Consider the following 9,608-nt stretch of genomic DNA (forward strand, 5'->3'; position numbering starts at 1 on the left):
CTATTCATTTGGAGCGGCTGTTTTTTTCAACTGCCTTTCGTCTGCCTAAAACCTGGTGCAAGCATAAGCGCAGCGGTGCTTGTGACTGACCCTTGACTTTCGGGCACAAGCGGCACGCTTGCACCAGTTGTGGGGCAGAGGAGACCTGCCTGCCGGCAGGCAGGGATCGATAAAGTTGCTTTTTTATTGAACTTGATTATAATTGCATATAAAAGCAACTTTATCTAAGTTTGCAAAAAAGATCAACGTACGACATACATATTTATGATCCGATTAGAGCAGGTCCATAAGGTTTTTCATAAAAAAGGCAAGGATATCCATGCCCTGAAAGGAATTGATCTAAGTATAGACAAAGGTGATATTTATGGCATCATCGGCTATTCCGGGTCGGGGAAAAGCACATTGATACGTACGATCAATCTATTGGAACGCCCGACATCGGGAGCTGTATATCTTGGCGGCACCAATATCGTACACTTCAATGAAAAGCAACTGATACCCTACCGACGAAAAATGGGCATGATCTTTCAACAGTTCAATCTGCTGTCCTCGGCCACGGTCTTCGAAAATATCGCCTTCCCGCTCCAATTAGGTAAAATCGACAAAAAATATATAACCGATAAAGTCCATCATCTACTTTCGCTTGTAGACTTGACTGAAAAAAAAGACGAATACCCGGCCAGTCTATCCGGAGGACAAAAACAACGTGTTGCCATTGCCCGTGCATTAGCGTCCAATCCAGACATCCTATTGTGCGATGAGGCTACCAGTGCATTGGACCCACAAACGACCCGATCTATCCTGGCTCTCTTGAATAGGATAAACCGCGAGTTGGGCATTACCATTGTGCTCATCACGCACGAGATGGAAGTTGTCCGCTCCATTTGTCATAAGGCTGCTGTGATATCCGACGGAAAGATTGTCGAGCACAATACAGTAGAACAGCTATTTGCCCATCCCGTAACCTCCACCGCCAAAGAACTGTTAAATCCTTCATTACTTATCGAATAATAGCGTATGTCTGAGTTTATATTTTGGTTATTGGCAAAAGGCACATGGGAAACCCTGTTCATGACCTTTGTATCTGGATTTTTCAGCTTTTTGCTCGGGCTGCCTATCGGCATTCTGCTTTTTATTTCTCGAGATCGTCAATTGCTACAAAACAAAACCTTAAATGGCATCTTAGCTTTTTTCGTGAATACCTTTCGCTCCATCCCCTTCATTATATTGATTGTATGGATGATACCTTTTACCCGAATATTGGTCGGCACATCCATCGGTATGCAGGCAGCTATTGTTCCCTTAAGCGTAGGAGCAGTTCCTTTCGTTGCAAGACTCGTCGAAAACAGTCTCTTGGAGATCCCTTACGGTATTATCGAGGCCGCACGTTCTATGGGTGCCACTACCATACAGATCATCTGCAAGGTATTGGTACCCGAAGCACTCCCCTCTTTGATCAACAATGCTTCCCTGACCCTCATTACACTGGTTGGCTACTCGGCCATGGGCGGGGCTGTAGGAGCAGGTGGCTTGGGGCATATTGGTTATCAATATGGTTATATCGGGTATGATGCCTTAATCATGAATACTGTTTTGGTGCTTCTGATAGTTATTGTTTTCGGCATACAATTCTTAGGAGACCGAATATCCAAAAGTTTTGATCATCGTAAATAGCAACCGCCAACAAATTCGTATCTTACGCCACTAAAAATACAAGGATGCAAATAAAAACAATCTTAGGCAAAATAACCGCTATGCTAGTCTTTGCCGGACTAGCTTATTCTTGCACCCCACCCTCTTCCTCTGATAAACTTCGTGTAGGCGTACAGGTGGGTCCCGAATACAAACTGGCCGAAGCGGCACAAAAAGTCGCTAAGGAAAAATATGGATTGGAAGTAGAATTGGTTTCTTTCAACGATTATGTGATGCCCAATGAAGCCTTGCATCAAAAGGACATCGATGTCAATGTATTCCAAACCCGCCCCTATCTGGAAGAACAATCCAAAAACAGAGGATATGATTTCGAAATCGTGGGGCACACCTTTGTCTATCCTATGGCCGGTTATTCAAAAAAGATAAAAAGTGTGGATGAGCTGGAGAATGGGGATACCATTGTCATCCCCAACGATCCCAGCAATCTGGGAAGAGCACTTTTGCTTCTTCAAGAGGTCGGCGTGATACGGTTGAATGATAATGTCGGCCTTCTACCTACGGCACAAGACATCAAGGAAAACAGACTCAACCTGCGTATCGTCGAACTGGAAGCTCCGCAGCTACCCCGTACATTAGACGACAAAAAAGTAACTGTGGCAGTTATCAACAACAATTTTGCAGCCAGCAACAATCTCATGGCTCAAAGGGATGGTATCTTTATGGAGAATGAAAAATCACCTTATGTCAATATCATCGTCTGCCGCAAGGACAACCGTGAGGATAAAAAAGTCAGCAAATTCGTACAGGCATACCAATCCGAGGAAGTTGAAGCTGTCGCCGAGAAAGAGTTTAAGGGAGGTGCTGTCAAGGGGTGGTAGTGGAAGATGAAGGAACAAGGACAAAAAATGAAGGAGCGATAACGGTCAATGTCTTTATTCTTTAATCCTTTATCTTTCTTTATTTTTCATTTTGACTTTTTAATTTTTAAACCTACCTTTGCAATCCGCTTGTAGTGAATATATGCGGAGTGAGAAAAATATTAATTAAATTATTTAAACAAAAGCAAGTGAATACGTTAAGTTACAAAACTGTCTCTGCCAACAAAAACACCGTGAACAAGGAGTGGATCGTTGTTGACGCTGAAGGCGAGATTTTGGGGCGCTTGGCAAGCAAGATTGCGAGAGTAATCCGTGGAAAGCACAAGCCTTCGTTCACCCCACACGTAGACTGTGGAGATAACGTGATTGTTATCAATGCAGACAAAATTAAGTTGACAGGAAACAAATTGAGCGACAAGGTTTATACGCGCTACACAGGCTACCCAGGTGGTCAGCGTTTTGTTTCTCCAAAGGAATTATTGGCCAAACATCCGCAACGTCTTATCGAGAAAGCGGTTCGTGGTATGCTACCTAAAAACCGTTTGGGTCGCCAGTTATTTGGCAACCTTTACGTGTATGCCGGAACAGAGCACAAACATGAGGCTCAAAACCCAAAACCAGTTAAATTTTAAGGAGAACAATTATGTCAACAACTAATACTTCAGGAAGAAGAAAAACCGCTGTTGCTCGTATCTACTTAAGAGCTGGAAGCGGAAACATTACCGTCAATGGTAAGGACTACAAAGAATATTTCCCAACATTGCCTTTGCAATACATCGTTACGCAATCTTTGAACGTAGCGGAGTCATTAGCAAATTTTGATATCAAGGTTAACGTGAATGGTGGTGGTATCAAAGGTCAGGCCGAGGCAGTACGTTTGGCGGTTGCCAAAGCATTGGTCGAGCTTGACCCAGAGGTAAAACCAGCATTGCGCGCTAAAGGTTTGATGACACGTGACGACCGTATGGTAGAGCGTAAAAAACCAGGACGCCGCAAAGCACGTAGAAGGTTCCAATTCAGTAAACGTTAATCAAAGGAGGATCAAAAAAATGGCAAGAACTACTTATCAAGAATTATTGGATGCAGGTGTTCACTTTGGTCACCTTACACGTAAATGGGATCCGAAAATGTCCAAGTACATTTTTATGGAACGCAACGGTATCCACATTATAGACCTGAACAAAACCCTTACGAAGTTGGAAGAAGCTGCTTCAGCTATCAAACAAATCGTAAAATCAGGTCGTAAAGTTTTATTCGTAGCAACGAAAAAACAAGCAAAGGAAATCATCGCTGAGCAAGCAAAGGCTGTCAATATGCCTTTTGTGACAGAGCGTTGGCTAGGAGGTATGCTTACAAACTTTGCAACAGTGCGTAAGTCTATCAAAAAGATGTCAAACATCGACAAAATGCAAAAAGACGGTACATACGATGTATTGTCCAAAAAAGAAAAGTTGATGATTCAGCGTGAGCGTATCAAATTGGAAAACCTTTTGGGAGGTATCGCCGATTTGAATCGTTTGCCAGCAGCTTTGTTTATCGTAGATGTGAAAAAAGAGCACATCGCGGTATCTGAAGCTCTGAAATTGAACATCCCTACTTTTGCGATGGTCGATACCAACTCGGATCCTACGAACATTGATTTTCCGGTCCCTGCTAACGACGATGCGACAAAGTCTATCAGCCTGATTGCTAGCATCATCGGAAAAGCTATTCAAGAAGGACTGGAAGAGCGTAAGCGTGATAAAGAAGAGGACGCTGAAAAAGAAGCTGCAGCAGCTAAAGCAGCCATAGACAATGGTGGCGAAGAAGTTGTAGCTACAGCTACAGAAGAAGCTCCTTCTGGAAAACGCACTCGTAAAGCGAAAGACGTAGAATAATTCATTCTATATAGAGCCGGATAGACAAGTGTTGGTTTCTGGAAGATTAGCTTCCTTAACCGTACGTGTCTTTCCGGTTTTCTCATTTATAATTTAACAGTAGCTTTTCAGCAAGTTAAAGCTACAGAAACATTTCAAGTGTAATTTTATAAAAATAAAAATATCATGTCAGTACAAATTTCTGCATCAGATGTAAACAAATTGCGCCAACAAACGGGCGCGGGTATGATGGATTGTAAGAAAGCATTGGTCGAAGCAAATGGTGATTTCGAAGCTGCTGTAGACTACTTGCGCAAAAAAGGTGCAAAAGTGGCCGCCAGCCGTCAAGATCGTGACTCTAACGAGGGAGTAGTTATTGCCAAAGCTGCTGCGGATGGCAAATCAGGCATCGTGGTTGAAGTCAACTGTGAGACTGACTTCGTGGCCAAAAATGCAGACTTCGTCGCTTTTGCCGAAAAAATTGCAGAGGTAGCTCTTGTCAATAACCCAACTTCTTTGGAAGCTTTGAAAGCATTGCCCGTAGATGGCAAAGTCATCGCTGAGGCGCTAATTGAGCAGACAGGTGTCATCGGTGAGAAAATCGACGTTTCTAAATATGAAACCGTTTCTGGAGAAAAAGTTATCGCTTATATCCACGGAAACTACCGTCTAGGTGTGTTAGTAGGCCTTTCTGCAGATGCAGCCGGTGCTGACGAAGCAGGCAAAGACGTTGCTATGCAGATTGCTGCAATGAACCCTGTTGCTATTGACAAGGATGGTGTAGATTCAAAAACCATCGAACGTGAGCTTGAAATCGCAAAAGAACAAATACGTGCCGAAGGCAAACCAGAAGAAATGGTTGAAAAAATCGCTGCCGGTAAATTGAATAAATTCTACAAAGAATCAACTTTGCTGAACCAAGAATTTGTAAAAGATTCTTCTAAAAATATAGCTCAGTTCCTGGATTCTGTATCCAAAGGATTGACTGTTACTGCGTTCAAACGCGTGCAGTTGGGAGCATAGTTTTAGTATTGCGTATTGAGATATGCAAACTGCATAGAATAACAGCCTGTCCGGAAAACGGACAGGCTGTTTTGTTTGCTATCCTTCCGATCTTTGCGCAAACAACTATTAGCCAATATGAAATATTTTTATCTATTCATGCTGACATTTTCTTAGGACAGGAAAGTGATTTTTTTGTTTCGCCTTAAGGTTAAAATCAAAGCGAAACAAAAACTAAATATTGCCTTTCGCATGTTCGTAGATAGTATGATCCTCTGCATATCCTTAACTATTTGCAAAAAATATCTTATAGGAAGTTCAACACAAAATATGTAAAATTGTACCAGCACTCCACTAGAACTAGTTCCCTTCTCGGAGCGACAGTATATTTAGTAAAAAACCGGAAAAATGAAACAAAAACAGATCAACAACAATTCCATCAACCAGATCATGCTTATTTTGATCATTATATTGATCTGTATATTGATCTTCAAGAATCTACTTTACTACCTTCCCGGCTTTCTAGGTGCTATCACTTTGTACATATTGTTCCGGAAAACTTACTTTTGGATCACAGAATACAAAAAATGGAACAAATCCTTGACCAGTATTCTCTTCATCCTATTGTCTATAGTATTTATTGTCTTTCCCCTTTGGGGAATGATTGATTATTTGGTTCGTCAGATCAGTATCGTCGCCAGTAATACCGAAAACATCGTCCGGCAATTTAATCTCATGAAAGAATATATGAGCGACAAACCTTTGCTCAAAGAAATTGACCTTTCGGATGAAGCTCTGTTGGCCTTTTTACAGCGTCTGACCCGATATATCCCGAGCCTGCTCAACTCTGTGGTCGAGGTCGCCATCAATCTTGTGACGACGTTCTTTGTGTTGTTTTTCATGCAGGTACATGGCAAGAAAATGGAAACCTATATCTATCGGTCTTTACCTTTTTCAGCCAAAAGTAAAAATGAAATCTGGAACGAAGTAGATCTAATGGTACGTTCCAATGCTTTGGGTATCCCTATCCTAGGTCTTTGTCAGGGCCTGGTCGCCATGCTAGGATATTGGGTCTTTGGTGTAGAGAGTTTCATTCTTTGGGGCATACTGACTGGTGTCTCCTCCATTGTGCCCGTTCTCGGCACCATGACGATCTATGTGCCCCTCACGATCATGACCTTGGCCGCTGGACATACGATGAACGGAATAGGTTTGGGGATCTATTGCTTTTTGCTCGTCGGAGGAATTGACAATATCCTACGCTTTACGATCCTCAAGACACTAGGCAATGTACCTCCTCTCATCACTGTGTTTGGTGTATTGCTCGGACTAAACATGTTTGGCATGCTCGGATTGATCTTCGGCCCATTGATATTGTCCTCCGTACAGGTATTGATCAAAGTGTATGGAAATGAATTTGGAAGATCTACACGAGACGAACAAGAGCTGAATGTATAAAAGTGCGTTTAAGCAACTGTTAAGGGAATGTTAAAACCTATTTTCACCTTATCAAAAGTAATCACTTACTTTTTTTGAAAAAACCTCTTTGGATAACGTATTGAACTCTGTATGTTTGTAGTGTTAAGGGAGATGAAAAGAAAACAAATGTGAGTTGACACTCACATTTGCGACCACAAAAAACTAAATTCATGATAGACTTCAATGTCTCTAAACTTGAAAGATATTATTCTATCCAATTATAAACTAATTTTTTGAGAAAGAACTTGTCGCAGACCTGCGACAAGTTCTTTATGTTTTTATGGAGATGCAATGTTAGCGCACGCCCCCTTTCGTGCGCTTATGGTTTAGACACACGAAGGTTCATACACCAGCATAAAATGATTCGTACATCGCCCATGAATATAATTCTTATATTTGTTTCACTTATTCATTTAAATACAACAAAAGATGGGAACGGAGAGCAAGAGACAACAGCGTTTTGCCGGAGTTATTCAACAGGATCTGGCCGAACTATTCCAACGAGAAGGCAAGGCATGGGCCCCAGGAGCTTTCATTACCGTGACGCGTGTACGAGTCACACCTGATCTGGCTATTGCACGGGTCTATCTAAGCTTCCTCAATACGCAGACAGCCAAAGATGACATGACATCTATCAAAAGCAAAACAAACGAGATCCGTTATAAACTAGGGTTACGGATTAAAAACCAGGCTCGGATAGTACCACACTTGGAATTTTTCTTAGATGACACCAATGAATATGTCGAGCACATGGACCGCCTGTTTGAAGAGATCAGTAAAGAGCCCAGACAACCCGATTGATTCCTTCGGATTTTTGGACAATGATCTTTGAACTTGATCCCAAACACGTTCTTTTCCCACATCCTTCTCTTGCCGAAGAAGATGGCCTGTTGGCTATAGGTGGTGATCTTTCTACCGAGAGACTATTGAACGCTTATCGCCAAGGGATTTTTCCATGGTATTCGAAAGAGACACCTATACTTTGGTACGCCCCGCACGAACGCTTCGTCTTATACCCTTACAAAATTAAGGTCAGCAAGAGCATGCGGAAAAGTTTTGCCCGCAATGATTTTACTTTCACTTCCGATCAGGCCTTCGAACAGGTCATTGCCGAGTGTTCCCGAGTCCCTCGTAAAGATCAGGATGGTACCTGGATTGTGCCTGATATGATAGAAGCATACGCGGAACTGCATCGGGCTGGTTTTGCCCACAGTATCGAAGTCTGGCAAAAAAAGGTGCTCGTCGGCGGTCTATACGGTGTACTTATCGGAAAAGTCTATTGTGGTGAAAGCATGTTTTCGAAAATATCCGATGCATCCAAAGCCGCTTTAATTTATCTTTGTCAGGAGTACGACATTGATTTGATCGATTGCCAGATACATTCCGCACATTTAGAAAGTATGGGTGCAGAAATGATGACGCAACAAGACTACCTGAACATCTTGGCCCAACAGGCATATAGCCCCAATGGTTTACAAAAACTGTTCAGACAGGTATGAAATCAATATCTTAGTCCCTCGTGTTGAATTTTTTAAACTTTTACTTTTGATTTTTGACTTTATAACATATGAATTTTAAAATAGGAGACCTTGTTCGCTTTGTAGATGAACCCATAGAAGGTCACATTACCTCCATACAACCCAATGATATCGTAGGTGTCACAGACGATACAGGGTTTGAAATACCCGTGCCGAAGTCCAAAATCACCCTTGTACACGGCAATATGCGTATGCCCGAAGACGATTTGGACGAACTACCCCGTTTTACCAACCAACCCTTTGTCGACAAGGGCATCTATCTGGGTATTGCCGGAGAGCAGCAAGGGGGATTGGCAAAATTCTATCTCATCAACGAGACCTCGTACGAGCTATTGGTAAGCATATCTTCGTTAGCCGGAGCAAAGACCATCGGTCTATTTGTCCAAAGCATTCCTCGAAATGACTTTGCCCAATGCTATACAGCCAACTTTTCGTCCATTGGACAATGGCCTACGTTCTATATACAGATCATCCGCCACTGCCCCACCGAACAAACCCTTGTACAACCTTTGAGCAAAGAGATACGTATCCGGTTTTCGGATTTAGGCCATGCCAAGGAGCGTGTGGAAATGTTGCAGGAAAAGGTATGGTTATTTGAATTGGATAAAAAGGAAGAGGATATCGGGATAGATAAATTGAAATCACATTTTATCTCACATAGGCCAAAGAGGTCATAAAATTGCATTGTAGAGACGCAACGCATTTCCTCTCTACCTATTTCTTCCGGACACTAAACAATAGGATGACAGCACCCACGAAGAGGAAAAACCATCCCCATTGGATGTGCAAGGTTTTAGCCAGTATTCCGTCAAAAAATCTAATACCAAAATAGTTGTTAATTTTAAAATAGACCGCTGTTAATCCTAGCACACACCAGCCTGCAAATATCCAGGTCATCCACCTAAACAGGCTTACCTTACGCATGAACAAGAATATTACCGTTACTGCCAAAATACCGTGCGTAATAAAAAACAAACTGAGATCTGTTTGGTACAAATTCCATCTTCCCACCAAGGGAGCCTTTACAAAAGGACAGAATATGGTCGACAATGCTGCAATGGCTATTCCCAACCAGGCAAATGCTTTGTTTAAAATGTACATATCTTAAATAGTAAGACTCAAACTTAGATAAAATGCTTTGCATTCACGAATGCCTACAGTACAAAAATGTTCATGAGTAATTCATTTTTTATATGCAATAT

The 9,608-nt window shown here is 42.0% G+C and carries 12 protein-coding genes; 11 read left to right on the forward strand and 1 reads right to left on the reverse strand.

Annotated features, from left to right (window positions below; translation table 11 throughout):
• Positions 1-264 precede the first annotated feature (264 nt).
• The 11 genes from G5B00_RS07345 to G5B00_RS07395 all read left to right on the forward strand — a co-directional run bounded on the left by G5B00_RS07345 (position 265) and on the right by G5B00_RS07395 (position 9,083).
• Entirely contained in the window at positions 265-1,011 is a 747-nt protein-coding gene (locus tag G5B00_RS07345) for a methionine ABC transporter ATP-binding protein (protein WP_163872794.1), read from the forward strand.
• A 6-nt stretch (positions 1,012-1,017) separates the two neighbouring features.
• Complete coding sequence (gene metI, locus G5B00_RS07350; protein WP_163872797.1) at positions 1,018-1,674, forward strand: methionine ABC transporter permease MetI; 657 nt, start codon at positions 1,018-1,020, stop codon at positions 1,672-1,674.
• Between the two features lie 44 nt (positions 1,675-1,718).
• Positions 1,719-2,531, forward strand: coding sequence for a methionine ABC transporter substrate-binding lipoprotein MetQ (gene metQ, locus G5B00_RS07355; protein WP_163872800.1), 813 nt, complete (start codon positions 1,719-1,721; stop codon positions 2,529-2,531).
• Positions 2,532-2,719: 188 nt separating this feature from the next.
• On the forward strand, positions 2,720-3,163 hold the full coding sequence (gene rplM / locus G5B00_RS07360; RefSeq protein ID WP_163872803.1) for a 50S ribosomal protein L13: 444 nt from the start codon (positions 2,720-2,722) through the stop codon (positions 3,161-3,163).
• Positions 3,164-3,174: 11 nt separating this feature from the next.
• A complete protein-coding gene (rpsI, locus tag G5B00_RS07365) occupies positions 3,175-3,561 on the forward strand; it encodes a 30S ribosomal protein S9 (protein WP_163872806.1) in 387 nt (128 codons plus the stop codon).
• A 19-nt stretch (positions 3,562-3,580) separates the two neighbouring features.
• Positions 3,581-4,408 (forward strand): 30S ribosomal protein S2, encoded by an 828-nt coding sequence (rpsB, locus tag G5B00_RS07370; RefSeq protein WP_163872809.1) that lies wholly within the window; start codon positions 3,581-3,583, stop codon positions 4,406-4,408.
• Between the two features lie 165 nt (positions 4,409-4,573).
• Positions 4,574-5,410 (forward strand): translation elongation factor Ts, encoded by an 837-nt coding sequence (gene tsf / locus G5B00_RS07375; RefSeq protein WP_163872813.1) that lies wholly within the window; start codon positions 4,574-4,576, stop codon positions 5,408-5,410.
• 387 nt (positions 5,411-5,797) lie between these two features.
• Positions 5,798-6,847 carry an AI-2E family transporter gene (locus G5B00_RS07380; protein ID WP_163872816.1) on the forward strand — a complete coding sequence of 350 codons (1,050 nt, stop codon included), beginning with the start codon at positions 5,798-5,800 and terminating at the stop codon, positions 6,845-6,847.
• Positions 6,848-7,297: 450 nt separating this feature from the next.
• Positions 7,298-7,669, forward strand: coding sequence for a 30S ribosome-binding factor RbfA (gene rbfA, locus G5B00_RS07385; RefSeq protein WP_163872820.1), 372 nt, complete (start codon positions 7,298-7,300; stop codon positions 7,667-7,669).
• 20 nt (positions 7,670-7,689) lie between these two features.
• Complete coding sequence (gene aat / locus G5B00_RS07390) at positions 7,690-8,367, forward strand: leucyl/phenylalanyl-tRNA--protein transferase (RefSeq protein ID WP_163872823.1); 678 nt, start codon at positions 7,690-7,692, stop codon at positions 8,365-8,367.
• Between the two features lie 68 nt (positions 8,368-8,435).
• On the forward strand, positions 8,436-9,083 hold the full coding sequence (locus G5B00_RS07395; RefSeq protein ID WP_163872826.1) for a hypothetical protein: 648 nt from the start codon (positions 8,436-8,438) through the stop codon (positions 9,081-9,083).
• A gap of 37 nt (positions 9,084-9,120) precedes the next feature.
• Here G5B00_RS07395 and G5B00_RS07400 read toward each other — a convergent pair whose 3' ends face one another.
• On the reverse strand, positions 9,121-9,507 hold the full coding sequence (locus G5B00_RS07400) for a hypothetical protein (protein WP_163872829.1): 387 nt from the start codon (positions 9,505-9,507) through the stop codon (positions 9,121-9,123).
• Positions 9,508-9,608 lie beyond the last annotated feature (101 nt).

Source organism: Parapedobacter sp. SGR-10 (genome assembly GCF_011030405.1).
Classification (GTDB): Bacteria; Bacteroidota; Bacteroidia; order Sphingobacteriales; family Sphingobacteriaceae; genus Sphingobacterium.

Excerpts from the sequence above, each read along its gene's own strand:
- G5B00_RS07345 (WP_163872794.1), top strand. The coding sequence starts at position 265 with ATGATCCGATTAGAGCAGGTCCATAAGGTTTTTCATAAAAAAGGCAAG.
- metI (WP_163872797.1), top strand. The coding sequence starts at position 1,018 with ATGTCTGAGTTTATATTTTGGTTATTGGCAAAAGGCACATGGGAAACC.
- metQ (WP_163872800.1), top strand. The coding sequence starts at position 1,719 with ATGCAAATAAAAACAATCTTAGGCAAAATAACCGCTATGCTAGTCTTT.
- rpsI (WP_163872806.1), top strand. The coding sequence starts at position 3,175 with ATGTCAACAACTAATACTTCAGGAAGAAGAAAAACCGCTGTTGCTCGT.
- rpsB (WP_163872809.1), top strand. The coding sequence starts at position 3,581 with ATGGCAAGAACTACTTATCAAGAATTATTGGATGCAGGTGTTCACTTT.
- tsf (WP_163872813.1), top strand. The coding sequence starts at position 4,574 with ATGTCAGTACAAATTTCTGCATCAGATGTAAACAAATTGCGCCAACAA.
- G5B00_RS07380 (WP_163872816.1), top strand. The coding sequence starts at position 5,798 with ATGAAACAAAAACAGATCAACAACAATTCCATCAACCAGATCATGCTT.
- rbfA (WP_163872820.1), top strand. The coding sequence starts at position 7,298 with ATGGGAACGGAGAGCAAGAGACAACAGCGTTTTGCCGGAGTTATTCAA.
- aat (WP_163872823.1), top strand. The coding sequence starts at position 7,690 with ATGATCTTTGAACTTGATCCCAAACACGTTCTTTTCCCACATCCTTCT.
- G5B00_RS07395 (WP_163872826.1), top strand. The coding sequence starts at position 8,436 with ATGAATTTTAAAATAGGAGACCTTGTTCGCTTTGTAGATGAACCCATA.
- G5B00_RS07400 (WP_163872829.1), bottom strand. The coding sequence starts at position 9,507 with ATGTACATTTTAAACAAAGCATTTGCCTGGTTGGGAATAGCCATTGCA.